This is a genomic window from Streptomyces sp. NPDC020983 (assembly GCF_044333485.1).
In the GTDB taxonomy this organism is placed as follows: Bacteria; Actinomycetota; Actinomycetes; order Streptomycetales; family Streptomycetaceae; genus Actinacidiphila.
Map to the genome: position 1 here is coordinate 101304 of NZ_JBIRRA010000008.1, position 25593 is coordinate 126896.

General features: G+C 73.8%; 19 protein-coding genes and 1 pseudogene. 7 read left to right on the forward strand and 13 right to left on the reverse strand.

Annotation, left to right across the window (positions count from 1 at the left end):
- Positions 1-28 precede the first annotated feature (28 nt).
- The 3 genes and pseudogenes from egtC to egtA form a co-directional block, all read right to left on the reverse strand.
- Positions 29-751: pseudogene (gene egtC, locus ACH4SE_RS19445) on the reverse strand (ergothioneine biosynthesis protein EgtC); the annotation flags it as partial.
- Positions 751-2163 (reverse strand): ergothioneine biosynthesis protein EgtB, encoded by a 1413-nt coding sequence (gene egtB / locus ACH4SE_RS19450; RefSeq protein WP_398544647.1) that lies wholly within the window; start codon positions 2161-2163, stop codon positions 751-753. The pseudogene egtC and the gene egtB, both read right to left, overlap by 1 nt.
- A gap of 19 nt (positions 2164-2182) precedes the next feature.
- Positions 2183-3469 (reverse strand): ergothioneine biosynthesis glutamate--cysteine ligase EgtA, encoded by a 1287-nt coding sequence (gene egtA, locus ACH4SE_RS19455; RefSeq protein WP_398544648.1) that lies wholly within the window; start codon positions 3467-3469, stop codon positions 2183-2185.
- A 622-nt stretch (positions 3470-4091) separates the two neighbouring features.
- Between egtA and ACH4SE_RS19460 the strand changes: the two genes are divergently transcribed.
- The 5 genes from ACH4SE_RS19460 to ACH4SE_RS19480 all read left to right on the forward strand — a co-directional run bounded on the left by ACH4SE_RS19460 (position 4092) and on the right by ACH4SE_RS19480 (position 10340).
- Positions 4092-5123 carry a polyprenyl synthetase family protein gene (locus tag ACH4SE_RS19460; RefSeq protein ID WP_398544649.1) on the forward strand — a complete coding sequence of 344 codons (1032 nt, stop codon included), beginning with the start codon at positions 4092-4094 and terminating at the stop codon, positions 5121-5123.
- Between the two features lie 217 nt (positions 5124-5340).
- Positions 5341-6651 (forward strand): outer membrane lipoprotein carrier protein LolA, encoded by a 1311-nt coding sequence (locus ACH4SE_RS19465; RefSeq protein WP_398544650.1) that lies wholly within the window; start codon positions 5341-5343, stop codon positions 6649-6651.
- A gap of 203 nt (positions 6652-6854) precedes the next feature.
- Positions 6855-7931 carry an ATP-binding cassette domain-containing protein gene (locus tag ACH4SE_RS19470; RefSeq protein WP_398544651.1) on the forward strand — a complete coding sequence of 359 codons (1077 nt, stop codon included), beginning with the start codon at positions 6855-6857 and terminating at the stop codon, positions 7929-7931.
- Positions 7918-8937, forward strand: a complete 1020-nt coding sequence (locus ACH4SE_RS19475) for an ABC transporter permease (RefSeq protein WP_398544652.1) — start codon at positions 7918-7920, stop codon at positions 8935-8937. The genes ACH4SE_RS19470 and ACH4SE_RS19475 overlap by 14 nt, the downstream gene beginning before the upstream one ends.
- Before the next feature lie 209 nt (positions 8938-9146).
- Entirely contained in the window at positions 9147-10340 is a 1194-nt protein-coding gene (locus tag ACH4SE_RS19480) for a lytic polysaccharide monooxygenase (protein WP_398544653.1), read from the forward strand.
- Between the two features lie 80 nt (positions 10341-10420).
- Here ACH4SE_RS19480 and ACH4SE_RS19485 read toward each other — a convergent pair whose 3' ends face one another.
- From ACH4SE_RS19485 to ACH4SE_RS19495, 3 genes are all read right to left on the reverse strand, one after another.
- Positions 10421-12517, reverse strand: a complete 2097-nt coding sequence (locus ACH4SE_RS19485) for a hypothetical protein (protein WP_398544654.1) — start codon at positions 12515-12517, stop codon at positions 10421-10423.
- Positions 12518-12599: 82 nt separating this feature from the next.
- Positions 12600-13163 (reverse strand): flavodoxin family protein, encoded by a 564-nt coding sequence (locus tag ACH4SE_RS19490; protein WP_398544655.1) that lies wholly within the window; start codon positions 13161-13163, stop codon positions 12600-12602.
- Positions 13164-13311: 148 nt separating this feature from the next.
- Positions 13312-14514 carry an MFS transporter gene (locus ACH4SE_RS19495; protein WP_398544656.1) on the reverse strand — a complete coding sequence of 401 codons (1203 nt, stop codon included), beginning with the start codon at positions 14512-14514 and terminating at the stop codon, positions 13312-13314.
- A gap of 90 nt (positions 14515-14604) precedes the next feature.
- Here ACH4SE_RS19495 and ACH4SE_RS19500 point away from each other — a divergent pair, with 90 nt between their 5' ends.
- On the forward strand, positions 14605-15366 hold the full coding sequence (locus ACH4SE_RS19500; protein ID WP_398544657.1) for a DeoR/GlpR family DNA-binding transcription regulator: 762 nt from the start codon (positions 14605-14607) through the stop codon (positions 15364-15366).
- 4 nt (positions 15367-15370) lie between these two features.
- Here ACH4SE_RS19500 and rarD read toward each other — a convergent pair whose 3' ends face one another.
- The 5 genes from rarD to ACH4SE_RS19525 all read right to left on the reverse strand — a co-directional run bounded on the left by rarD (position 15371) and on the right by ACH4SE_RS19525 (position 21433).
- Positions 15371-16321: an EamA family transporter RarD gene (rarD, locus tag ACH4SE_RS19505; protein WP_398544658.1), complete on the reverse strand. Its 951-nt coding sequence runs from the start codon at positions 16319-16321 to the stop codon at positions 15371-15373.
- A 178-nt stretch (positions 16322-16499) separates the two neighbouring features.
- Complete coding sequence (locus ACH4SE_RS19510; protein WP_398544659.1) at positions 16500-17375, reverse strand: SDR family oxidoreductase; 876 nt, start codon at positions 17373-17375, stop codon at positions 16500-16502.
- 266 nt (positions 17376-17641) lie between these two features.
- The gene (locus ACH4SE_RS19515) at positions 17642-18655 is read right to left on the reverse strand and encodes a 2-oxoacid:ferredoxin oxidoreductase subunit beta (RefSeq protein WP_398544660.1); all 1014 of its coding nucleotides are present in this window, start codon (positions 18653-18655) and stop codon (positions 17642-17644) included.
- Positions 18648-20606 carry a 2-oxoacid:acceptor oxidoreductase subunit alpha gene (locus ACH4SE_RS19520; RefSeq protein ID WP_398544661.1) on the reverse strand — a complete coding sequence of 653 codons (1959 nt, stop codon included), beginning with the start codon at positions 20604-20606 and terminating at the stop codon, positions 18648-18650. The genes ACH4SE_RS19515 and ACH4SE_RS19520 overlap by 8 nt, the downstream gene beginning before the upstream one ends.
- A gap of 167 nt (positions 20607-20773) precedes the next feature.
- Positions 20774-21433 carry a response regulator gene (locus ACH4SE_RS19525; RefSeq protein ID WP_398544927.1) on the reverse strand — a complete coding sequence of 220 codons (660 nt, stop codon included), beginning with the start codon at positions 21431-21433 and terminating at the stop codon, positions 20774-20776.
- Between the two features lie 171 nt (positions 21434-21604).
- Here ACH4SE_RS19525 and ACH4SE_RS19530 point away from each other — a divergent pair, with 171 nt between their 5' ends.
- Complete coding sequence (locus ACH4SE_RS19530) at positions 21605-22582, forward strand: zinc-binding alcohol dehydrogenase family protein (protein ID WP_398544662.1); 978 nt, start codon at positions 21605-21607, stop codon at positions 22580-22582.
- 69 nt (positions 22583-22651) lie between these two features.
- Here the strand turns inward: ACH4SE_RS19530 and ACH4SE_RS19535 are convergent, their stop codons facing one another.
- Together ACH4SE_RS19535 and ACH4SE_RS19540 are read right to left on the reverse strand one after the other, a co-directional pair.
- The gene (locus ACH4SE_RS19535) at positions 22652-24001 is read right to left on the reverse strand and encodes a sensor histidine kinase (RefSeq protein ID WP_398544928.1); all 1350 of its coding nucleotides are present in this window, start codon (positions 23999-24001) and stop codon (positions 22652-22654) included.
- 334 nt (positions 24002-24335) lie between these two features.
- Positions 24336-25550, reverse strand: coding sequence for a sensor histidine kinase (locus ACH4SE_RS19540; RefSeq protein WP_398544663.1), 1215 nt, complete (start codon positions 25548-25550; stop codon positions 24336-24338).
- Positions 25551-25593: the final 43 nt, after the last annotated feature.

Below are 25593 nucleotides of genomic sequence, written 5' to 3' on the forward strand. Positions count from 1 at the left end.
CCAGCAGCAGCGAACGGTCGGGGACCTCCCGCCACTCGCCGAAGCCGCCCCCGGCGCCGTACGCGTTGGCGTACGGGCCGGCGGGCTCGTCGTCGGGCTCGGAGGCGACCAGCACCGCGCCCGGGCCGGTGCGGTACCAGAGGGTGTCGCCCCACGTGGTGGCCGCGATCGTGCGGCCCTCGGTGGCCAGGAGGTTGAGCCGCGCGCCGGGCCGGGCGGCGGCGACGGCACGCACGACGGACGCGAGCGCGCCGCCCGGCGGCTGGCCCTGCCGCAGCCGGGCGGCGGTCATCGCCCACAGCACCCCGGAGTCGCTGCGGGTCTCCAGGCCGAGGAGTTCGGCCTCGCTGAGCCCGGTCGGCAGCCGCGTCCAGTCGGCGACGGCCCCGTTGTGGCTGAAGAGCCAGTGCCGGTCGCGGAAGGGCGCGGCCGCCGTCTCCTCCTGCGTGGTGCCCTCCGTGGCCGAGCGCACCGCGGCGAGGACGGCCCCGCTGCGGACGGCGCCCGCCAGCTCGGCGAAGTTGGCGTCCGCCCACACGGGAACGGCCCGCCGGTAGCGCGCGGGCTGCACGAAGCCGTCGCCGTCCTCCGCGTCGAGGGGGTACCAGCCCACCCCGAAGCCGTCGGCGTTGACGGTGCCGTGCAGCTGCCGGCGCGGCCGCCACGACTGCTCGTACAGCCCGGCGGCGGGCCGCAGCAGCAGCCGGGCCAGCGGCAGCGGCGGCCCGACGTATGCCAGGTGACGGCACATCAGGCCTGCCCCGCAGCCGGCTTCGTGGGCTCCTCGTCGCGGGCCGTGCGGAAGCCGGAGAAGATCTGCCGGCGGATCGGGTAGTCCCAGTTGCGGAAGGTGCCCCGGGCCACGACCGGCGAGACGCCGAACGCGCCGCCGCGCAGCACCTTGTAGTCGGGGCCGAAGAAGACCTCGGAGTACTCCTTGTAGGGGAAGGCCGCGAAGCCGGGGTAGGGCGCGAAGTCCGAGGACGTCCACTCCCACACGTCGCCCATGAGCTGCCGGGCGCCGCTGGGCGCCGCGCCCTGCGGGTAGCTTCCGGCGGGGGCGGGGCGCAGGTGGCGCTGGCCGAGGTTGGCGTGCCCCGGGCCCGGGTCGGCGTCGCCCCACGGGTAGCGGCGGGAGCGGCCGGTGGCCGGGTCGTGCCGTGCCGCCTTCTCCCACTCGGCCTCGGTCGGCAGCCGCCGGCCGGCCCAGCGGGCGTAGGCGTCGGCCTCGTACCAGCACACGTGCACCACGGGCTCGTCGGCGGCGACGGGTTCGGTACGGCCGAAGACCCGGCGCGTCCAGCCCTCGCCGTCCCGCTCCCAGAACAGCGGCGCGACGAGGTTCGCCTCGCGGACGTGCCGCCAGCCCTCGGGCGTCCACCACACGGGGTCGTCGTAGCCGCCCGCGGCGATGAACTCGGCGTAGGCGCCGTTGGTGACGGGCACGGTGTCGAGCCAGAAGCCCGGCACGTCCACCTGGTGCGCGGGCAGCTCGTTGTCCAGGGCCCAGGGCTCGGTGCTGGTGCCCATGGTGAAGGGGCCGCCGGGTATGTGCACCTCGGACGGCAGCAGGGCGGCGTCGTCGGGCGCGGGCGGCGGCGCGGGCGCGTCCAGCACGGGCGGGCCGCTGCGCAGCTGGTGGGTGGCGAGCATCGTCTCGTCGTGCTGCTGCTCGTGCTGCGCGAGCATGCCGAAGACGAACGCGCCGGCGAGGAGGCGTTCCGGCTGGTCGGGTGAGGTGTCGACGGTCGCGAGGACGTCGGCGGTCTGCTCGCGTACGGCCGCGATGTACGCGCGCGCCGCGTCCGGGCCGAGCAGCGGCAGCGCGGGGCGGTCGGCGCGCGGTGTCCTGAACGCGTCGTAGACGTGGTCGAGGTCGGGGCGCAGCCCGGGACGCCCGCCGGCCTCGCGGACCAGCCACAGGTCTTCCTGGTTGCCGATGTGCGCGAGGTCCCAGACGAGGGGGGACATCAGCGGGGAGTGCTGGGCGGCCAGGTCCGCCTCGTCGACGCTGTCGGTCAGCAGCCGGGTGCGGCGGCGCGCCGTCTCCAGGGCGTCGAGGGCCCGTGCGGCCGGGGTCTGCGCGGCGGCCGGGGCGGGAGTTCCAGAAGTGACGGGAGTTGCCTCGGTCGAGGCCGTACCGGTGGTGCGGGGGTTTGTCACGACATACCTTCCGGAAGGTTCAGACGCGGGACAGCGCGTCCAGCTGGTCGTGTGCGGGACATCGGCCGCGCTCGGCGTAGCGCTCGGCGAAGTCGGACACCGCCGTGCGCAGCGCCGGGGGCGCGGCGGAGCGCGCGAGGGCGCTCTCCGCGGCCGAGAAGCAGGCGCGGACGGCTTTGCCGATCTCCGGGTCGGCCGGGCCGACCCGGGCGGCACGCCGCCAGATCTCGTCGGGGGGCAGCGGCTGTGCGGGGTCCTGGCACAGCGCCTCGGTGGCCGCGAAGGCGGCGTCGGCGGCGACGGGGTCGTCCAGCAGGGTCGCCGCGAGCGCGGTGGCGACCACCCAGTCGTCGCCGCCCTGGGCGTCGGTCATCCGCAGCTCCAGCCAGCCGCGCGGTCTGACCGGGGGGAAGAGGGTGCTGAGGTGGTAGTCGAGGTCGGCGAGTGTCGGCCGGCGCAGCCGCGGGGCCGCACCGCGCAGCCACCCGCGGAAGGTCAGGCCGGGGGGAGCGGTCCAGTCGGCGGCCTTCCCGCCCGCGGTGCCCGTGTCGCGGACGCACAGCACGCGCGCGTCCAGCGCGTAGCGGGACCAGGCGGCCCGCGGGTCGGCGTCGTGGGCGGGCTGGCGGGTGCGGCCCGGGTCCATCGCGGCCCAGTTCGCCTGCCGGGCGGAGACCCAGCCGGTGGGGCGGCCGTCGCGGAGCGGGGAGTTGGCGAAGGCGGCGACCATGACCGGGCCGATCCGGTGCGCCAGCTCCCAGCGCCGCCGGTAGCCGGTGATGCCGTGCGTGTCCTCGCCGGCGTCCAGGTTGACCTGGAGCGAGGCCGTACGGCGCATCATGGCCCGGCCGTGCGGGCCGTCGCGGTCGAAGAATCGTTCCATCGCCGCGTAACGGGGTTCGTCCAGGATCCTGGGCGGGTCCCGGTAGGGGTCGAGGCCGCGGCCGACGAGAACCAGTCCCGTACGGTCCATCGCCCGGCGCAGGGCCGCGACGTCCGCGGCCATCGCCTCGACACAGGCGCTGAGCGAGTCGGCGGGCCGGGAGCTGAGCTCCACCTGCCCGCCCGGTTCGCGGGTGATCCTGCTGCCCCGCGGCATGCCGCCCGGCACGTCGACCGGCGCGAGCGCGGCCCGCAGCCTGCCGGGGGGTATCAGCAGGTGCGGATCGGAGCCGTCATGGACCAGCCACTCGAGCTCCACCCCGGTCCGCGCGGGCGGCCCGGTCTTGAAGCAGACGCCCTGGACGTGTGCTTCCGCTTCGTCCTCGTCTTCCAGTTCCAGCAGATCCAGCACTTCGGCTGCCATCGATCCACCTCCTCATCGGCGATTCGTGGGTGATTCCGGCGGGATCGGATCCCGGCGGGGGACCGCCGTGATTTTTTCCCGTTGGGGTCTACCCAGATGCGAGGACATGTCACATGGTGCTGCCGTGATTTTAGGTCGTTGTATGACGAGCCGGTCTTACGGGACAGTGAACGTTCGCCACGGCGCGGTACCAGGGGACGCGCGGCCGCCGGCGCCCGGCGGCGTCGCCGCGACCGCCGGTGGCTGCCGGACGTACACGGTGAACGCCGCAATCGTGATGATATGTCGCGCCACTCCCAGGAGGTCGCGCTACGTGCCGCCACCCGGGTGTACGGCGGCCTCGCCGCCCGGGCGTACGGCGGGCGGACCGCCCGCGGGTCCGAGCGGGCCCTGCCCGTACGGAGGTTCGGGCAGGCGGGCGTACGCGCGTACGGTGCGCGGCCGGGCCCGTACTCGCGCGGTGCCCGGATAAGGCCATGCCCCGGCGTTGATCCACAGCCGACCGGCTAGGCTGCCCGTGTAAGGAAGACCAGCCGAGCACCACGTCAGCGCCAGCGGAGCCGCCCGCGAAGCGCCCCTCAGGACCGGGCCGCAAGCCAGATCAGCGACAGGAGCACCCCTCGTGAACGTCGTCGGGCCACCCTTCGGGCTGAGCGTGTGGGACGCCGCTCTCGATGCCGACCTCAGGGCCGGCCTCGCGGCGGTCGAGGAGGGACTGCTCGAAGCCACCAAGAGCGACGTCCCCTTCATCACGGACGCCGCCCGGCACCTGCTCCAGGCGGGCGGTAAGCGCTTCCGGCCACTCCTGGTCATGCTCGGCGCCCAGTTCGGCGACCCGCACGCGCCCGGCGTCGTGCCGGCCGCGGTCGTCGTCGAGCTGACGCACCTGGCCACCCTCTACCACGACGACGTCATGGACGAGGCCGACGCCCGCCGCGGGGTGCGCAGCGCCAACGCCCGCTGGGGCAACTCGGTCGCCGTCCTGACCGGCGACTTCCTCTTCTCCCGCGCCTCGCACATCCTCGCCGACCTCGGGCCCGAGGCCGTCCGGGTGCAGGCGGAGGCCTTCGAACGGCTCGTGACCGGCCAGATCCTGGAGACGGTCGGCCCGCGTGACGGCCGCGACCCGCTGGACCACTACATGGAGGTGCTGGCCGGCAAGACCAGCTCCCTCATGGCGGTATCCGGCCGCTTCGGGGCGATGATGTCCGGCGCCGACGAGTCGGTGGTGCACACGCTGACCCAGTTCGGCGAGCGCATCGGCATCGCCTTCCAGCTCGCCGACGACGTCCTCGACATCGCCAGCGACCACCACGAGTCCGGCAAGACGCCGGGGACGGACCTGCGCGAGGGCGTCCCGACGCTGCCCGTGCTGCACGTCCGGAAGATGTACGCCCAGGCGCTCGCCGCCGGCCAGCACATCTCCGCCGAGGACCGGCGGCTCAACGAGCTCCTCGACGGCGACCTCTCCGAGGACGCCCCGCACGCCGAGGCCCTCGCCCTGCTGCGCGCCCACCCCGCCCTCGACCAGGCCCGCGCCGACTCCCGGCGGTACGCCGCCGAGGCGCTCGCCGCGCTGTCGCCGCTGGCGGAGGGCCCGGCGAAGCAGGCGCTCGCGGGGCTGTGCGACGCGGCGGTGGACCGCGCGGGCTGAGGGCGGGTCAGGGCTGCGGTACTCCTGGGTGCGTATGCCGAAGGGCCCGCGTCATCCCGCTGATGTAGGCGGAGTTGGCCCCGGGGGCTGATGTGGCGGGACGGCCGGTTTGGTGGGATGGGTACACACCACTTCGGGGCGGACCGGGCGACAATGGCCGGGGGAGTGGAGGAGTGCGACCTGCAAAACCGCCGCTGACAACGGAGGTAGAGACGTCATGGCACTGATCCAGCCGGCACAGCCCGAGCAGCCGGAGGAGTACGGGTACGGGGGAGGCCGGCGCAGCCGCAAGGCGCTGCGCTACGCCGTTCCGGCCGCGCTCGTGGGCGTGACGGCGGCCACGGTGAGCCTCGTCCCGGCGCTCGCGGACAGCGGCGACCCGTCCCTGCCGAAGCTCACGGCGGAGCAGGTCCTCACCAAGATCGCCGCGTCCGACACCCAGACGGTGGACGGGACGGTCACGTTCACCACCGACCTGGGTCTGCCCTCGGCGCTGTCCGCGACGACGGGCAGCAGCCTGTTCGGCGGGGCCGCCGCACCGCCGTCACTGGGCTCGCCCGACGCCTCGCGCGCCGAGCCGCAGCGCCAGTTCGTGCAGCTGCTGGTCGGCAGCCACACGCTGCACGTCTCGGCGGACGGCCCGGACCGCCAGAAGGTCTCGATCATCCAGCCCGCCGCCGAGTACAGCGTGATCCACAACGGCACGCAGGTGTGGGCGTACGACAGCTCGTCCAACGAGGCCTACCACGCGACTATGCCCGCGCACGAGGCGCCTGCGGCGAAGGACCGCACGCTCCCCGAGGACTTCCCGGCCACCCCGCAGGATGCCGCGCGGCAGATCCTCCAGGCCGCCCGGGGCAAGGCCACGATCACCACGGACGGCACGGCCCGCGTCGCCGGCCACAGCGCGTACGTGCTGGTGGTCCGCCCGCAGCACGCCTCCGGCACGACGATCGGCGCCGCCCGCATCGCGGTCGACGCGAAGACGGGCGTACCGCTCAGGTTCTCCCTGGACGCGGCATCGGGGGGCAAGCCGATAGTCGAGGTCGGCTACACCCGGGTGAGCTTCGCCAGGCCCGCGGCCGGTACGTTCGACTTCACGCCCGGCAAGGGCGTGAAGGTGACGGAGGGCGGCACCGCGACCGGCGGCGAGCACGCACCCGGGCTGAGCCCGGGCATGGCCTCCGGCGCGCCGACGTTCGTGGGCTCGGGCTGGGACACGGTGGCCGTCTTCCGGACGAAGGGCGCGCTGCCGCCGGGCGCTCCGCACAACGAGGCCGGGACGGCCGGGAAAGCATGGAAGGGCGCCGAGGGCAGGGACAGCAGGAAGGGCGGCCACGACGGCGGCCCGGCGGACGTCGGCTCCCTCCTCAGCGGCTTCGGCAAGCACGTGACCGGCTCCTTCGGCTCCGGCACCCTCTTCCACACCCGCCTGGTCAACGTCCTGCTCACCGACGACGGCACGGTCTACGCCGGCGCGGTCACCCAGTCCGCCCTGGAGGCGGCGGCCAACGCGGCCGCGGGCTGAGGCAGATCCCTGGGGGGCGGGCCGTACCCCCCGCGGGGCCGGCCCGGGGGGCGGCCCCGCGGCTGCCCGCCGTGGGGGCAGGGCCCGGCGGGCTGCCGTGCCGTCCCGGCCGGGAGGTGCCCCCCGCCCCCGCCGGGCCCGGCCTGCCCGGCGCAACGCCCCGCCAGAGGGCGCCGATCACCGAGGACGAAGCGAGGAGTGCGATGGGAGAGCCGCCCGCCGCGAAGGTGCCGGCGCCGCAGGGTGACCCCGCGGCCGGCGGGCCCGGCGACGACACGGGCCCGACGGCCCCGGCACGGCAGCCGGCCGCCCCGGCGGGAGGCCGGACGGACACGCCCGGCGACGTGGTGATCGAGACCCGCGGCCTGGCCAAGCAGTACCGCGGCACCCTGGCCGTGGACGGCCTGGACCTCCGGGTGCCGCGCGGCAGCATCTTCGGCTTCCTCGGGCCCAACGGCTCGGGGAAGACGACGACGATCCGGATGCTCATGGGACTCGTCGAGCCGACCGCCGGCAGTGCGCACGTGCTGGGGCGGCCGATGCCGCGGGCCACCCGCAGCGTGCTGCCGAAGGTCGGCGCCCTCATCGAGGGCCCCGCGCTCTACGGCTTCCTGTCCGGCCGGGACAATCTGCTGCGCCTCGACGCCGCGGACCCGACCGCCGACCCGCGCACCCGCAGGGCCCGGGTCGCCTCGGCGCTGGACCGGGTGGGCCTGACCGCGGCCGCGGGCAAGAAGGCGAAGGCCTATTCGCTGGGCATGAAGCAGCGGCTCGGGCTCGCGTCCGCGCTGCTCCAGCAGCGCGAGCTGCTGGTGCTGGACGAGCCGACCAACGGCCTCGACCCGCAGGGCATGCGGGAGATCCGCGGCCTGGTCCGGGAGCTGGCCGACGACGGCACGACCGTCTTCCTGTCCTCGCACCTGCTGGACGAGATCGAGCAGGTCTGCACGCACGCCGCCGTGATGGCCCGCGGCCGGCTCGTCACCCAGGGGCCGGTGGCGGAGCTGGCCGCCGGGACCCGCGGCCGCCTCGCCGTCACCACGCCGGACCGGGCCGAGGCGGTGCGGGTCCTGACCGAGCACGGCGTGACGGGCGTCCTGGCCGATCCGCACACCGCCGAGGTGACGGGCGAACTGCCCGCCGATCCGCCCGACCTGGCGGAGCTGAACGCCGCCCTGGTGGCGGCGGGTGTCCGGGTCCGCGGCTTCGGCCTGCGCCGCCCGTCGCTGGAGGACGCTTTCGTGGCACTGACGGGGGAGGGCTTCGATGTCGCAGGCTGAGACGTCGGCAGGGCCGGCGGACGCACAGGGCGCGGCCGCGCCGCAGGTACCGGCCCCGGCCGCCGGGAGCCCCGGCCCGCGGGAAGCAGCCGTCCCCGCCGGGGAGAAGGCGGCCCGCGGGCCCGCCGCCGGCGCCGCGGCGCCCGTACCCGCCGGGCGTGCCCCGCGCGCGGCCTGGTCGCTCGGCCTCTTCCGGTCCGAGCTGGTGACCGTCTTCCGCCGGGCGCGGACGATGGCGCTGCTCGGCGTGCTGGCCGGTGTCCCCCTCCTGGTGGGCATCGCCATCCGGATCGAGACCCGCGACGGCGGCTCCGTCGCGGGCAACGACGGCGGCGGTCCCGCCTTCCTGGAGCAGGTCAGCAACAACGGCCTCTTCCTCGCCTTCGCCTCCCTCGCCGCCACGCTCCCCTTCTTCCTCCCGATGGCCATCGGCGTGGTCGGCGGCGACGCCGTCGCGGGAGAGGCCGCCACCGGCACCCTGCGCTATCTGCTGGTCGCCCCGGCCGGCCGCACGCGCCTGCTGCTGGCCAAATACGCCTCGGTGCTGGTCTTCTGCGTCGCCGCGACGCTCACGGTCGTCCTCTCCGCGGTGATCGTGGGCTTCAGCCTCTTCCCGGTCGGCGACGTGACGCTGCTGTCCGGCGACACGGTCTCCCTGTCCGACGGCATCCTGCGCGGGCTGCTCATCGCCCTGCTGGTGGCGGCCTCCCTGATCGGCCTGGCCGCGCTGGGCCTGTTCATCTCCACCCTGACCGACAGCGGCATCGGCGCGATGGCGGCGACGGTCGGCCTGCTCATCACCGTCCAGATCGTCAACAGCATCCCCCAGCTGCACGTCCTGCAGCCCTATCTGTTCCCCCACTACTGGCTGAGCTTCGCCGACGTGATGCGCGCCCCCGTCATATGGACCGGCATCCTGAAGAACCTGGCCCTCCAGGCCCTCTACGCAGCGGTCTTCGGCTCCGCGGCATGGGCCCGCTTCACCACCCGCGACATCACGGCGTAGGCCCGGGCCCCCCAACCCCGCGGCCTCTTCCCGGCTGCGGGGACGGAGTGCCTCCCGTTCGTGCAAGAGGCAACAACTTCGCACGTCCGCTGATCGGGCTGTTTACATGCTCATGATCTGCTGTTAGCTTCACGTCAGTGGGAGCGCTCCCATAGGCGCGTCCACATCACAGTTTCTCCCCCCACTCCGCCCCTGAGGACCCGGCTGCGGTGGACCACGGCCTCGGGGACGTCGCCGGAAAGGTCACCACTGTGAACAAGAAGAGGCAGCTCTCTTTACTCGCCGTCCTGGCGACGCTGCTCTCGGCCCTCGGCATCGTCTTCCTGACGCAGGGCCAGGCCCAGGCGCACGGCGTCGCGATGATGCCCGGCTCCAGAACGTATCTGTGCTACCAGGACGCGAAGACGGCCTCGGGCGCGCTCCAGCCGACCAACCCGGCGTGTGCCGCGGCGGTCGCGCAGAGCGGCACGACGCCGCTCTACAACTGGTTCGCCGTCCTGGACTCCAACGCGGGCGGCAGGAACGTGGGCTACGTGCCCGACGGCACGATCTGCAGCGCGGGCAACAAGTCGCCGTACGACTTCTCCGCGTACAGCGCCGCCCGTGACGACTGGCCCAAGACGCACCTGACCTCGGGCTCGTCGATCCAGCTCCAGTACAGCAACTGGGCGCAGCACCCGGGCACCTTCCACGTCTACCTCACCAAGCAGGGCTGGTCCCCGACCACCCCGCTGGCGTGGGCGGACATGACCGAGATCAGCTCCACCACCAACCCGCCCGCCGTGGGCTCGCCCGGCACGGACGGCGGCCACTACTACTGGGACCAGGCGCTGCCCGCGGGCCGCTCCGGTTCCGCCATGCTGTTCATCCAGTGGGTCCGCTCGGACAGCAACGAGAACTTCTTCTCCTGCTCCGACATCGTCTTCGACGGCGGCCACGGTGAGGTGACGGGTATCCACAACGGCACCAGCACGACCGGTGGCACGACCGGTGGTACCACGACCCCGCCCACCTCCCCGTCCACGACGCCCCCCACGAGCCCGTCGACCACGCCGCCCACCTCCACGCCGCCGACCAGCATGCCGCCGGTGGACGGCGCCTGCATGGCGATGTACTCGGTGACGAGCTCCTGGAGCGGCGGTTTCCAGGGCTCGGTCGAGGTCATGAACCACGGCACGTCGCCGTCCGGCCACTGGACGGTGAACTGGACGCTGGGCAACGGCACCACGATCAACCAGTTGTGGAACGGAGCCCTGACCACCAGCGGCACCAAGGTGACGGTGAAGGACGCCGGCTACAACGGAACGATCGCGCCGGACGGCAACACGACGTTCGGCTTCACGGCGAATTCGTCCCAGGGCATCAACACCCCGAACGGCTCCATCACCTGCTCCTTCTCCTGACCGGAGCGTCATGAGCGGCCCCGCGGGTACGGCGTACCCGCGGGGCCGCGGCACGTCCGGGGTCCCCGCGGATACGCCGCCTAGCGGCCCCCCGCGGCCCGGTCGGCCTGCGCCCTCGCGTCGTCCGCGAGGCCTGCGAGCCGCGTGACGATGTCCCGCCCGCTCTCCACGACCGGTCCCAGCCGGGCGACGATCTCGCGGCTCGCGACGCTGTCGGGCGCCTCGATCCGCCGGTCGATCTCGGCCAGGGTGCGCTCCAGCCGCAGCTTGTGCTGCGCGAGGTAGGCCGCGACCGCGTCGAGGAGCGTGTTCCCCTGCTCCCTGGCGGCGTCCACGAAGGCGTCCCTGATCTGGTCGGCCTGCCCGTCGATGAGCTGCTTGCGCTGGGTCCGCGCCTTCTGGAGGGTGGACTCCCGCTCCCGCACCATGTCCGTGACCTTCGCCAGTGCGATGGCGGCGGCGACCGTCGCGGTGACGGGGAAGGCCACCACGGCCAGGCTCGCGCCCGCCAGGCCCATCGCGACCCCGCCCACGACGGGGCTCGCCACGGTGATGGTGGTGGCCGCCGCCTTCACGAGGCCGTAGGCGCCCAGCGGCCGCCGCCCCTCGTCGGAGAGCAGGACGGCCCGGCTGTCGAACGCCTCCCAGACGACCAGCTCCGATTCGGTGGCGCTCTCGCCCTGGACGCCGTGCAGCCCCACGGCGGCACGCTCGTTGAGATCGGCCAGCTGCTGCTGCCACAGCAGGTCGGGTCCGCCCGCGGCGGCGATCCACTCGGAGTAGATCTCCACCTGGCGGACGTTGATCTCGCTGACGTGCTCGGCCTTGAGGTCGCCCTCGTCGATCAGGCGGTCCAGCCCCGCGTGCAGTTCCGCCGCCAGATCGCCGAACGAGCGCTGCACGACGCGCAGGGCGCGGGCCAGGTCGTGGCCCAGGTCGGACAGCACCTTCTCCGTGGCCCGTGCCACGCGGTCGAGCCGCTCGCTCACGCCGGCCCGCCGGTTCTCCAGATCGGCCACCGACACCTGGTGGGTGGCGAGGGTGTCCGCGAGCGGCCGGCGCAGCAGCCGGACGAGTCCCACCGCCTCGTCGGCGACCTGCGCCAGGTGGCGCTGCCCCACCCCGCCCTCGATCACGTCGGTGAGCTTGCGGCGCAGGTCGTCCATCCGGCTGTTGCGGCCGACCGAGTTCCCGCCGGTGCCGGTGGCCGCGCCCGCGGCGTCGGCGAACGCGGCCTGCGCCTCCCAGGCGGGCGACACGGGGAAGAAGCCCTCGCCGACGAAGTCGTGCGGGGAGCCGGGCGAGCCGCCGAAGCGCTCGCGCAGGTAGGCGTTGCTGCGTTCCCTGGCGTTCTTCCAGGCGGAGCGGCCGTCCTCCACCTGTGTCGCGCGGTCGATTCCGGTGAGCACCCAGATGACCTGCCGGCCGGTGCGCAGCCGGTAGCCGTACAGCTCCCGCATCAGGTCGAGGTGGTGGGCGTCGGGGCCGGACGTCGCGTGGCTGACATAGAGGAAGCAGTCCGCCTGGTCCCACGCCTCCTTCATGATGAGGTCCAGCTCGTCGTCGTCGGCCGATCCCGCGCCCGGCAGGTCGTACAGCTTGGCGGGCAGCCGGTAGTCGGAGACGAGGAGTTCGATCTGCACCACCCGGCGGCCCCGGTGCTCCGGCAGCCGGCTCGAACGGTCCCCGTCCACCGCCCCGTAGGCGGCCATGACCTCGGGGGACGGATCCGGGCCGATGTCCGTCCAGGGCGCGTGCGAGGGCGAGTCGGCGAACTGCACCCGCAGGAAGCCGCGCCCGGAGGCGAAGCCCGTCCCGTCGTCCTCGACGGGGACCACGGTCGTCGGGCAGGCCGTGGTGGCGTTGACGCCGATGGGCAGGATGCCGGTGTAGCTGTCCTGGATGTCACCCTCGTCGTCGGTCATCAGGTCGTACGACAGGCGCCCCTGGAGACCGCTGATCAGGAAGCTCTTCCCGGACGACTGCCGGCCGACGAGCCCGACGTTGAGCCGGCTGGACAGGGCGCGGTTGCGCAGCCCGCGTAACCGCCCGACCTCGGCGTCGACCAGTGCGGCCGGCGGGGCGAGCTCGCCCAGCGTCCCGAGCGAGCGGGCCCAGATCTCGGCCTTGACGAGGTTCCCGGTCAGTTCGTCACGAAGCTCGTCAATCGACGTCATGCCCACCCTTTTAGCGCACTGCGGACCGCCGGGGCGGCGGATTGCCGCAAGTGGCGGCGGGGGCCGGTCCGCGCCCGCGGGCTCACGCCGTGAAGAACGTCTTCGCCCGCAGCGCCGCGTCCTCGTCCGCCGTGACCTGGCCGGGGCGGGTCGCGCTGGCCAGGAGGGTGCCGCGGAAGTCCATGCGCATGTAGTCGGCCGTCCTGGCGAGGGTGCCGATCAGGGGGTCGGCGTCGGAGTGGTCGGCGCCGGCCAGGGCGGTGACGGCCCAGAGGCGGCGCCCGGCCATCCGGGAGCGGAAGTCGAGGCCGGGGACGCGCATCCACCCGGACCAGTGGTCGAGGTACTGCTTCGTCGGCGTCGAGAGGGAGTACCAGTAGAGGGGGGAGGCGATGACCAGGTCCGTCGCGTCGAGGGTCGCGTCCAGGAGGGTGCGGGCGTTGCCGGTGGGCTCGGGGTAGGTGCCGTCGCCGGAGTGGCGGACGTCGGTGAACGCCGGGAGCGTCAGCTCGGCGAGCCGCACCCAGTGCTGCTCGGCGTCGGCGGGGAGGGCGGCCGCGGCCTGCTGTGCCAGCGCCTCGGTGTTGCCGCCCGCGCGGGTGCTGCCGAGGAGGAAGAGGAAGCGTCGGCCGGTGAAGTCATGCATGTGCATATATTGCGTTCCGCACATTACTGGCGTCAACCGGGCCCGGGGGGATCCCCGTCACACCCGCGGGGGGGCGTTCGGGACACCCGTGCGGCCCGGGGTCAGGACCGGGCCGCACGGGTGGTCGGGGTGAGCACCGCGGCCGGGCTCAGGGGCGGGAGGGCTCCAGTGCGCGCGTACGCTCCGGCTCACCCGCGCGCAGCACGCCCGCCGCCCCCGCCGTCACCGCGCACAGCAGCGTCAGCAGCAGGAACGTGTGGTTCAGCGCCGTCACGTGGGTCAGCCAGCCGATGACGGCCGGGCCCGCGAGCATGCCGAGGTAGCCGAGGCCCGCGACGCGTGAGACGTTGGCGCCCGCCGCCGCGGGATCGGCGTGCCCGGCGGCGCTGAACAGCTGCGGGACGCTGCCCGCCAGGCCCAGGCCGAACAGCGCCCAGCCCACGAAGGCGCCCCACGTCCACGGGGTGAGGGCGGTGGCGGTGATCCCCACGGCGGCGAGCGCCGAGCCGTACCGCAGGATCGCCATGGAGCCGAAGCGCGCGGAGACGCGGTCGGCGAGCAGCCGGCCCGCCGTCATCGCCGCGGCGAAGGTGCCGTAGCCGAAGGCCGCGGTGCCGGCGGGGGCGCCGAGGACGTCCTTGAGGTGCAGCGCGCTCCAGTCGTTCGCGGCGCCCTCGCACAGCATGCTCATGAAGGCCAGCCCGGCGAGGACACGGATGTGGCGCGAGCCGCCCCGCCGCCCGGCCTGCGCCGCCGCCTCCCGGGGAGCCGCCGGAGGGGCCGGAGCGGCCGGAGCCGCCGGCAGCAGCAGGGGCGCCGCCGCCAGGGCGACGAGCACGCCGGCCGCCCCCGACACCGCGAGCACCGCCGCCGTCCCCAGGCCCGCGGCCGCGGCGCCCGCCGCGACGAGGGAGGCCAGCACGCCGCCCACGGAGAAGGTCGCGTGGAAGGCCGACATGACCGGACGCGCGTACGCCTTCTCCACGTGCACGGCGTGCGCGTTCATGCTGACGTCCAGGCAGCCGTTGCAGAAACCGAAGAGCAGCAGCGCGCCCGCGAGGGTCCACGGGCTGCGGGACAGGCCCGGCAGGGCCAGCGCGGCCGCGCACAGCACACCGGAGGCGGGGACGACGAGGCGTGTCCCGAGCCGGTCGGCGAGCGGGCCGGCCACCCGCATGCCGAGGAACGCCCCGAGTCCGAGGAGCACCAGCAGCCCGCCCAGCGTGGCGTGGCTGATGCCCACCCGGTCCTCGACCGCGGGGATGTGCACGACCCAGACGCCCATGAGGGTGCCGTTGAGCACGAAGTAGACGAAGGTCGCCACACGGGCGGCCCGGAGAGCGCGTTCCATGCCCGCCACCATAACGAACACAATAGTTGTGCGAAAGTGCGGCATTCGAACAGCTTGTTTGTGCGTAGGGAGATGGTGTTCAATCACCGCATGGGCAACACCGACCGTCACGGGCTGATCGCCCAGGCCGTACGGGACGCGGGCAGCGCCACGGTGCAGGCGCTCGCCGAGCTGACCGGCGCCTCGGAGATGACCATCCGGCGCGATCTCGACGCACTCGCCGCGCAGGGCGTCCTCGAACGCGTCCGGGGCGGCGCCCGCAGCCTGCTGCTCCGCGGCGACGAGCCGCCCTTCGCACTGCGCGCGCACGAGGCCGTGGAGGCCAAGCAGCGGATCGCCGCCGAGGTGGACTCCCTGATCGCGGACGGCGAGACGGTGCTGCTCGACAGCGGCACCACCTGCCTGGAGGTCGCCCGGCTGCTGCGCGGCCGGCCCGTCACGGTGATGCCGCTGTCCCTCCAGGCCGTCCACCTGCTCAGCGACGCCCCCACCGCCACCACCCTCATGGTGCCCGGCGGCAAGCCCCGCGCCGCCGAAGGCGCCCTCACCGGCCCGCTCACCCTCGCCTCGCTCGCCGCCCTGCGCTTCGACACCGCCGTCCTGGGCTGCTGCGGCCTCAGCGCGGCCGAGGGCCTCACGGCGTACGACCTCGACGAGGCCGCGGTGAAGAAGGCGGCCATCGCCTCCAGCCGCCGTGTCGTCCTCGCCACGGACGGCGGCAAGTTCGGCCGCACCGCCTACGCGTACGTCGGCCCGGCCGGTCTCCTGCACACCGTGGTCACCGACCCCACCGCTCCCGCCGGCGAGGTGGCGGCCCTCGAAGCGGCGGGCGCCGTCGTCCGCACCGTGTGAGGCCTCACGCCGTACCGATCTCCGCCGACTCCGGGTCCTGGGCCGCGGCCGAGGCCCTCGCGCGGGCGAGCCGTGCGCGGGAGCGGCGGGCGGTGCGCAGGGCGTCGACGGTCAGCAGGACGAGGGCGGCCCACACGAGGAGGAAACCGATCCACTGCTCGCCGGTCATGGTCTCGTGGAAGTGCAGGATGCCGATCAGGAACTGGAAGACCGGCGCCAGGTACTGGAGCAGGCCCAGGGTGGACAGCGGCAGCCGGTTCGCCGACATGCCGAAGCACACCAGGGGGACCGCCGTCACGAAGCCGGCGAGGGCGAGCAGGGTCGCGTGGCCCGCGCCGTGGGAGGCGAAGGTCGAGTCGCCGCGGCCGCCGAGCACGAGCAGGAAGACCAGTGCGGGCAGGAACTGCACGGACGTCTCGGCGGCCAGCGACTCCAGCCCGCCCATCGCGATCTTCTTCTTCACCAGCCCGTAGCTGCCGAAGCTGAAGGCGAGCACGAGCGCGATCCACGGCAGCCGCCCGTAGCCCACCGCGAGCACGCCCACCGCGAGGAAGCCGATGCCGACCGCCGCCCACTGCACCGGCCGCAGCCGCTCGTGCAGCACGAGGACCGCCAGTGCGATGGTGACCAGCGGGTTGATGAAGTAGCCGAGCGAGGTCTCCACGACGTGGCCGGCGTTGACGGCCCAGATGTACGTGCCCCAGTTGACCGACACCGTCGCCGCGGCGACCGCGACCAGCGCGAGCCGCCGCGGCTGCCGTATCAGCTCGCCGAGCCAGGCCCAGCGGCGCAGCACCAGCAGCAGCGCGGCGACGACCACCAGTGACCACACCATCCGGTGGGCCAGGATCTCCCCGGCACCGGCCGGTTCCAGCAGCGGCCAGTACAGCGGGAAGAGGCCCCACATGCCGTATGCCGCGAAGCCGTAGAGCAGTCCTGCGCGCTTGTCGCCCATCGCCCCGACCCGTCCTCCCCGCACCTCGCGTGCGCGTCGTGCCGCCGCCGTACGTGCTCCCCGGCGAACGGACGCGGTACGGACCCCGGTACGGGGGCGGCCCTTACGACGGTAGCGGTCCGCGGCACGCGCACGCCAGGGGCATTCCGCGGATCGGTCCTGACACGTATGCCGTGGCCTACGCCGGCCCACCGAACGCGCGCAGCCCGGCCGCGACGGTCTCCCGCAGCGGTGTCGTCGGGCGCCCGATGAGCCGGGACAGGTCGCCGCTCGTCCCCGCGAGGCGACCGCGCGCGATCGCGTCGTCCACGTCCACCAGCACCTCGGCGAACGCCGCCGGCACCCCGGCACCCGTCAGGATCTCCAGCCGCTGCTCACCGCTGATGTCCTGGTACGCCACCGGCCGCCCGGACAGCTCCGCGACCACGGCCGCGTATTCCGGGAAGCTCCACGCGGTGTCGCCGCTCAGCTCGTACGCCCGGTTCTCGTGGCCGTCGGTCGCCAGGACCGCCGCGGCCGCGGCGGCGTAGTCCGCGCGGGCCGCCGACGCGACCCGGCCCTCCCCGGCGTTGCCGATGATCACGCCGTGCTCCAGCACCGCGGGCAGGTTCGCGGTGTAGACCTCGGTGTACCAGCCGTTGCGCAGCAGCACGTACGGCACGCCGGAGGCCGTCACCAGCTCCTCCGTCGCCCGGTGCTCGTCCGCGAGCGTGAAGTCCGCCGCCGGGCCGCCCAGCACGCTGGTGTACGCCAGCAGGGCGGCGCCGGCCTTCGCCGCCGCGTCGATCACCGCGCTGTGCTGCGGCATCCGGCGGCCGACCTCGTTGCCCGAGACGAGCAGGACGCGGTCGCCCGCGGCGAAGGCCCCCGCGAGCGTCCCGGGCGCGTCGTAGTCGGCGACACGCACCTCCACGCCCTGCGCGGCGAGATCCGCCGCCTTGCCGCGGTCGCGGACGACCGCCGCGATGGCGTCCGGGGCCACGCCCCGGGCCAGCAGGTCCGCGATGACGAGGCGGCCGAGCTGGCCGGTGGCTCCGGTGACGGCGATGCTCACGTTGTTCCTCCGGGGATACGCACGGGGTGGCTCGCCCTCACCGTATCCGGGCCCGCCGGCCGGAGCCCGCCGCAGGGGGACGCCCCCCGAGCCGCACATGCCCGCGCGGGCCACACGTCGTCAGGGGCGCGGGGAACCGCGCGGCAGGCCCCACCGGGGCCGGGGCCGGATACCGGCCCGGAGGTCTGCGCGGTCCGGTCCGGACCACCGGCCTGTGGTGGGTTGCCCGCGCACTTCCCCGCGCCCCTGACGGGCACGGCCCTACGTCAGGACACCGTCCAGGTGTCGCCGCCGGCGAGGAGGGACGCGAGGTCGCCCTCGCCCGTGGCCGCGACGGCGGAGTCGAGCTGCTCGGCCATCTGCGTGTCGTAGACGGGCCGCGTGACGTCGCGGAAGATCCCGATCGGCGTCGGCTGGTCCAGCCGCGACAGCGCGAAGGCCGTCGACGGCCCGGCCGCGTGCGTGTCGTGGACGAGCGCCTGGCCCGCGGGGTCCGGCAGCTCGGTGAAGGCCAGCTCACCCGTGGCGGGGTCGCGGACGACCCCGTGCCCGTCGCCGAGCGTGATCGGCTGCCCGTGCTCCAGCCGGATCACCGCGTCGGCCGAGTCCTTGATCGCGTCGAACGCGCCGTCGTTGAAGATCGGGCAGTTCTGGTAGATCTCGACGAGCGCGGTGCCGTGGTGCTCGGCGGCCGCGCGCAGCACGGACTGCAGGTGCTTGCGGTCGGAGTCGATGGTCCGCGCCACGAACGTGGCCTCCGCGCCGAGGGCGAGGGAGACGGGGTTGAAGGGCGCGTCGAGCGAGCCCATGGGCGTGGACTTGGTGATCTTCCCGGTCTCGGACGTCGGGCTGTACTGGCCCTTCGTCAGGCCGTAGATCCGGTTGTTGAACAGCAGGATCTTGAGGTTGACGTTGCGGCGCAGCGCGTGGATGAGGTGGTTGCCGCCGATCGAGAGGGCGTCGCCGTCACCGGTGACGACCCAGACGGACAGGTCGCGGCGCGAGGTCGCGAGGCCGGTCGCGATGGCGGGGGCACGCCCGTGGATGGAGTGCATGCCGTAGGTGTTCATGTAGTACGGGAAGCGCGACGAGCAGCCGATCCCGGAGATGAACACCACGTTCTCGCGGGCGAGGCCCAGCTCGGGCATGAAGGACTGGACGGCGGCCAGCACGGCGTAGTCACCGCAGCCGGGGCACCAGCGCACCTCCTGGTCGGACTTGAAGTCCTTCATGGTCTGCTTGGCGGTCGCCTTGGGGACCAGCGTCAGCGCCTCAGACATCTGCGTTCTCCTCTGCCTTCGCGATGATCGCCTGCGCGAGCTGTTCGGCCTTGAAGGGCAGGCCGGTGACCTGGGTCAGGGACCGGGCGTCCACCAGGTACTTCGCCCGCAGCAGGTGGGCGAGCTGGCCGAGGTTCATCTCGGGCACGACGACCTTGTCGTAGCGGGCCAGCAGCGTGCCGAGGTTGGCCGGGAAGGGGTTCAGGTGGCGCAGGTGCGCCTGGGCCACCGAGAGCCCCGCGGTGCGGATGCGGCGGACGGCCGCGGTGATCGGGCCGTAGGTGGAGCCCCAGCCGATGACGAGGGTGCGGGCGCTGCCCGACGGGTCGTCGACCTCGACGTCGGGCACCTTGATGCCGTCGATCTTGGCCTGCCGGGTGCGGACCATCAGCTCGTGGTTGGCCGGGTCGTACGAGATGTTGCCCGAGCCGTTCTGCTTCTCGATGCCGCCGATGCGGTGCTCCAGACCCGCGGTGCCGGGGACGGCCCAGGGGCGGGCGAGCGTCTCCTCGTCGCGGACGTACGGCCAGAAGACACGCGAGCCGTCGGCGGTGGTGTGGTTCGGCTCGGTCGCGAACTCGACCCGCAGGTCGGGGAGTTCGTCGACGGACGGGATGCGCCAGGGCTCGGAGCCGTTGGCCAGGTAGCCGTCCGAGAGCAGGAAGACCGGGGTGCGGTAGGTGAGCGCGATCCGCGCGGCCTCCAGGGCGGCGGTGAAGCAGTCGGCCGCGGTGGCGGGGGCGACGACCGGGACGGGCGCCTCGCCGTTGCGGCCGTACATCGCCTGGAGCAGATCGGCCTGCTCGGTCTTGGTGGGCAGGCCGGTGGAGGGTCCGCCGCGCTGGATGTCGACGATCAGCAGCGGCAGTTCGAGGGAGACGGCGAGGCCGATCGTCTCGGACTTCAGCGCCACGCCGGGCCCGGAGGTGGTGGTGACGGCGAGCGAGCCGCCGAAGGCCGCGCCCAGGGCGGCGCCGATCGCCGCGATCTCGTCCTCGGCCTGGAAGGTCCGCACGCCGAAGTTCTTGTGCCGCGACAGCTCGTGGAGGATGTCGGAGGCCGGCGTGATCGGGTACGAGCCGAGGTAGAGCGGCAGCTGCGAGCGCTGCGAGGCGGCGACGAGGCCGTACGCGAGCGCCAGGTTGCCGGAGATGTTGCGGTAGGTGCCCTGGGGGAAGGCCGCCGAGGCGGGCGCGACCTCGTAGGAGACCGCGAAGTCCTCGGTGGTCTCGCCGAAGTTCCACCCCGCGCGGAAGGCGGTGATGTTCGCCTGTGCGATCTCCGGCTTCTTGGCGAACTTCCGCAGCAGGAAGGCCTCGGTGTTCTCCGTGGGGCGGTGGTACATCCACGACAGCAGACCGAGGGCGAACATGTTCTTGGCCCGCTCGGCGTCCTTGCGCGCCAGGCCGCTGTCCTTGAGCGCCTCCAGCGTCAGCGACGTCAGCGGCACCCGGTGCACCGCGTAGGCGGCGAGGGTGTCGTCGTCCAGCGGGCTGGTGGCCCAGCCGACCTTCGCGAGGGCGCGCTTGGTGAACTCGTCGGTGTCCACGATGATCTCCGCGCCGCGCGGCAGATCGCCCAGATTCGCCTTCAGCGCCGCCGGGTTCATCGCCACCAGCACGTCCGGCGCGTCGCCGGGGGTGAGGATGTCGTGGTCGGCGAAGTGCAGCTGGAAGGACGAGACACCGGGCAGGGTGCCTGCGGGGGCGCGGATCTCGGCCGGGAAGTTCGGCAGGGTGGAAAGGTCGTTGCCGAACGACGCCGTCTCCGAGGTGAACCGGTCACCCGTCAACTGCATGCCGTCGCCCGAGTCACCGGCGAAGCGGATGATCACGCGGTCGAGCCGCTTGGTCTCCTTGGCCGGGCTGCGCTGTTCGCCGAGTACGTCGACCACTGCGGGCGACTCGTCCGCGGTGGCCGCGGCAATGGGGCTGCTGACCTGGCTGGTCACGGGTGGGGCCCTCCTTCGAGGCTGCGGCTCACCGTCATCGTACGGGCGTTAGGGTGCCCTTCCCGGGACGTCCCGCTATCTGGAAGGGCCACGTATCGCCAATTCTTCCATATACCGAGACGGCGTCTCGATATATGGAATATCTGGAGGGCGAGAGGCCGCGTACCTCAGGAGTTGAGGTAGGTGAGCACCGCGAGCACCCGACGGTGATCCCCGTCACTAGGGGCCAGCCCCAGCTTCAGGAAGATGTTGCTGACGTGCTTCTCCACCGCGCCGTCGCTTACCACGAGCTGCTTGGCGACGGCTGAATTGGTGCGACCCTCGGCCATGAGGCCCAGGACCTCGCGTTCTCGCGGAGTGAGACGGACCAGCACGTCCTGCTTGCGGCTGCGGCCGAGCAGCTGGGCCACCACCTCCGGATCCAGCGCGGTGCCCCCCTCGGCCACCCTGACCACGGCATCCACGAATTCCCTGACGTCCGCGACGCGGTCCTTGAGCAGGTAGCCGACACCCCGGCTGCTGCCCGCGATCAGCTCGGTCGCGTACTGCTCTTCCACATACTGAGACAGGACGAGCACGCCGACCTGCGGATGGTCGCGGCGCAGCTGCACCGCGGCCCGGACGCCCTCGTCCGTGTGGGTCGGCGGCATGCGCACGTCGGCCACCACCACGTCCGGCGCGGCACCCGCCGCCACCAGCTCGTCGACCGCCTTGATCAGGCCCACCGCGTCGCCGACACCGGCCACCACCTCGTGGCCCCGGTCGGTCAGCAGCCGCGTCAGGCCCTCCCGCAGCAGTACCGAATCCTCGGCGATGACCACTCGCACCCTGTCCTCCACCGTCGCGTTCCCCCGTGTCCGTGTGACCCGACCAGCATCCCAGCATCGGCGGCCGGATGGGGAATACGGTTTCTCCTGGGCAAGGTTGCGCCCCCGAATGCCGGGTGGCCGCCGGCGACCGCGGACCGCGGGCACCGGCGGCCGGGGAGAGGAGTGCGTGTGCACGCGGTGGGATTCGATGTCAACGGCGGACCCGAGGTGCTGCGGCCGAGGGAACTGCCGACCCCCGTTCCGGGGCCCGGCCAGGTGCTGCTCAAGGTCGCCTACGCGGGCGTCAACTACGGCGAGCTCCAGCACGTCCTCGGCGACTTCGGGCCGCCCCAGGGGCCGGGCGGCGTCGACGTGCCCGGCCTGGAGGCCTCCGGCGAGGTCGCCGCGCTCGGCTCCGGCGTCACCGGACTCGCGGTCGGCGATCCGGTCGCCGCCTACCTGCCCGAAGGCGGCGGCTACGCGGAGTACGCCGTCGCGCCCGCGGAGTTCGTCTTCCCCCTGGACGGCATCCCGCTGCGCGAGGGCGGCGGCGCGGCGCTCGTCCTCACCACCGCCTACGGCGTGCTCACCGGCGCCGCCAGGCTCCGGGCCGGCGAGACCGTCCTCGTCCACGCCGCCGCGGGCGGGGTCGGCTCGGCCGCGGCCCAGATCTCCCGGGCGCTCGGCGCGGCCGTCGTCCACGGCACCGTCGGCAGCCCCGAGAAGGCGGAGTACGCCAAGCGCTTCGGTTACGACGCGATCCACCTGCGTTCCGACTTCGCCGACCGGCTGCGCGACATCGACGTCGTCCTCGACCCCGTCGGCGGGCAGACCCGCCTCAGCAGCCTCGCGCTGCTCGCCCCCTTCGGCCGGCTCGCCGTCTACGGGGAGGCGGCGCGCGAGCCGGACCTGACGCTGCCGGTGCTGCCCTTCTGGAAGAGCAACCGCTCGCTGGTGGGCTACAACATCGGCGACCTCGCCCGCCGGGCCCCGCGCACCGTGCGCGGCCACGCGCTGTCCGCCTTCGCGCTGCTCGCCGCCGGCACGATCCGCCTGGACATCTCCGCCGAGCTGCCCCTCGACAGCGCCGCCGAGGCCCACGAGGCGATGCGCGCGGGCCGCAACGTCGGCAAGACCCTGCTCGCGGTCAACCCGCGGCTGAGCTGAGGCGGGGCGCGGCGCACCCCCCGTCCGGACGGTGGACGGGGGGTGCGGGGCTCTTGTCCGCCGGGGCGGTCAGGCGCGCCAGGGGAGTTCGGCGGTGATCCGGGTCGGGCCGCCCGCGGGGGAGTCGACGGCGAGGACACCGTCCACCGAGTCCAGCCGCTCGGCGAGTCCCGCCAGGCCCGAACCGGCGGAGAGGTCGGCACCGCCGGTCCCGTTGTCCGTCACGTGCACCATCAGCCGGTCCTCGACCTGCCACACGTCGACCGTCGCCCGCGACGCCCCGCTGTGCTTGCTGACGTTCTGCAGCAGCTCCGACACCGTGAAGTACGCGATGCCCTCGATCGCCGGCACCGGCCGCGCCGGCAGGTCCACCGTCACCGCCACCGGCACCGTGCAGCGCGTCGCGACCGCCGACAGCGCCGGGCCCAGGCCCCGGTCGGTGAGGATCGCCGGGTGGATGCCGCGGGCCAGGTCGCGCAGCTCCTGGAGCGCGATCTTGACCTCGCCGTGCGCCTCCTCGACCATCACCGCGCCCGCCGCCGGGTCCTCCAGCAGCTTCTCCTTCGCCAGGCCCAGCTCCATCGCGAGCGCCACCAGCCGGGCCTGCGCCCCGTCGTGCAGATCGCGCTCGATGCGCCGCAGGTCCGCCGAGGCGGTGTCCACGACCACCCCGCGGTCCGCCTCCAGCTCCGTGACCCGGTCGTCCAGCCGCGACGGCCCGAGCAGCCCGTGCACCAGCAGCCGGTCGACGTGCGCCATGCCGCGGATCAGCCACGGCGTGAGCAGCACCAGCAGCGCGCCGACCACCACGGCCAGCGCCAGGTCCGCCGGGGTGTGCAGCGTCCAGCCGTGCGAGCCGTTGTCGAAGATCTCCAGGCCCTGCCGGTCGGTGTAGGCCGGGAAGACCCACTGCCACAGCGGGTACGTCAGCAGGCCCCAGCCGTACGTCATGAAGGTGACCGACGCGACGAAGGTGGTGACACCCCACGGGAAGTGCACCAGCGTGTAGACCGCGTGCCGCCAGTTGACGCCGCTGCCGAGCTGGGAACCGAGGCGGGCGAGGAAGCCCTTGCCCCTCGTGCGGGCGGGACCGGGCTCGTCCACCTCCAGCCACAGCAGGCGGCGGGCCCGCGCCCGCTCCATCCGCCCGATCGCCCGGCACCCCAGCAGGGACACCACCAGCAGCGGCAGCCCGACGAACGTGATCAGCAGGCCCGCGCTCAGCGAGAGCATCGTGACCGTCCAGACGAAGCCGGCGATGCCGATCGGGAGATTCAGCACCGCGTACCCGAACTCGCGCCAGGTGCGGGCCTCGAAGGGGGCGCGCACCGCGAGGGGGAGGCGGTGCTCTCCCGCGGGGGATGACGACTGCGGCGGCTGGCCGTACGCCATGGTCGGTACCGTCCTCTCGGGGCTCATGCTCATGCTTCTACCTTCGCCATGCGGCCGCCGCTTTCCCATGCGGCCGCCCGCCCTCTCCGGGGTGGGGCTATCCCCCCTACCCCGGACGGGCTCCCGGCGCCCCGGGCCGCCTCCCGCGGTGGGTCGCGCGGCCTTCCCGCCGTCGTGGCTGATCGCGCAGCTCCCCGCGCCCCGGAAAACGCCTGCCCTCCCACGCAAGGACACCGCACATGCGTGGGAGGGCAGCAGTCAGGGGCACGGGGAGCTGCGCGACGAGCCGCCCGCCGGCGGAAGGCCGCGGACGCCACCCCAGGGGGCGGTCCGGGGCGCAGCCCGCCGGGCGGACCGCCGGTCAGCGGCGGCCCCGCCAGGGCAGTTCGGCCGTGACGACGGTGGGGCCCCCGACGGGCGAGTCGACGACGAACAGCCCGTCGACGGAGTCGAGGCGCTCCGTCAGGCCGGCCAGCCCCGAGCCGCCGGCGAGATCCGCCCCACCGCGCCCGTCGTCCCGGACCTGGATCATGAGCCGGTCGTCCGTCCGCCACACGTCCACCGTGGCGCGCGCCGCGCCGCTGTGCTTGCTGACGTTCTGCAGCAGCTCCGACACGGTGAAGTACGCGATGCCCTCGATCGCCTCGGCCGGCCGCGCCGGCAGGTCCACCGTCACCGAGACGGGCACGGTGCAGCGCCCCGCGACCGACGAGAGCGCGGCGTCCAGCCCGCGGTCGGTGAGGATCGCGGGGTGGATGCCGCGGGCCAGGTCGCGCAGCTCCTGGAGCGCGATCTTGACCTCGCCGTGCGCCTCGCCGACCATGCGCGCCGCGGCCTCGGGGTCTTCGAGGAGCTTCTCCCGGGCGAGGCCGAGGTCCATCGCGAGCGCGACGAGCCGCGCCTGCGCCCCGTCGTGGAGGTCGCGCTCGATGCGCCGCATGTCCGCCGCCGCGGTGTCGACGACGACCCCGCGGTCGGACTCCAGTTCGGCGATGCGCCGCTCCAGCTCGTCGGACGGCTGGAGCAGCCCGCGCACGAGCGCCCGGTCGACGGAGGCCATCCCGCGGGCGAGGAAGGGCAGGACCGGCCAGGCCACGAAGAGCGAGGTCAGCGTCACACAGAAGGTGAAGACGCCCCACGGCAGCCGGATCGCCAGGTAGAGCGCGGAGCGCCAGGCCACCGGGTCCTTGAGCACCATCCACAGCCACTGGAGGAAGCCGAAGGTGCTGGGCCGCAGCGGGCGCGGCGACTCGACGTGCACGCCCAGCAGCCGGCGGGCGAGCGACCGCTCCACCGAGGCCAGGAAACGGCAGCCGACCAGCCCGAAGGCCAGCAGCGGCAGGCCGACGACGGTGACGGACAGTCCCGCGCCGACCGAGAGCGTCGTCACGACGTAGACGAAGCCGACGATCCCCATCGGGAGGTTGAGCAGCAGGCTCAGGATCTCCTTCCACGTCACCGCGTCGAAGGCGAAACGCGGCGGTGGAAGGGGCGCGTCGGCCGCGACGGGGCGGCCGTACGGATCGGTGCGGTCGGCTCTGCTCGCGCCGGCCGCGGTGGATGGCGAGGCGTTCATGACCCCAGCCTGCCGGGCGGGGGCGGTGCCGCGCCATGGGGTG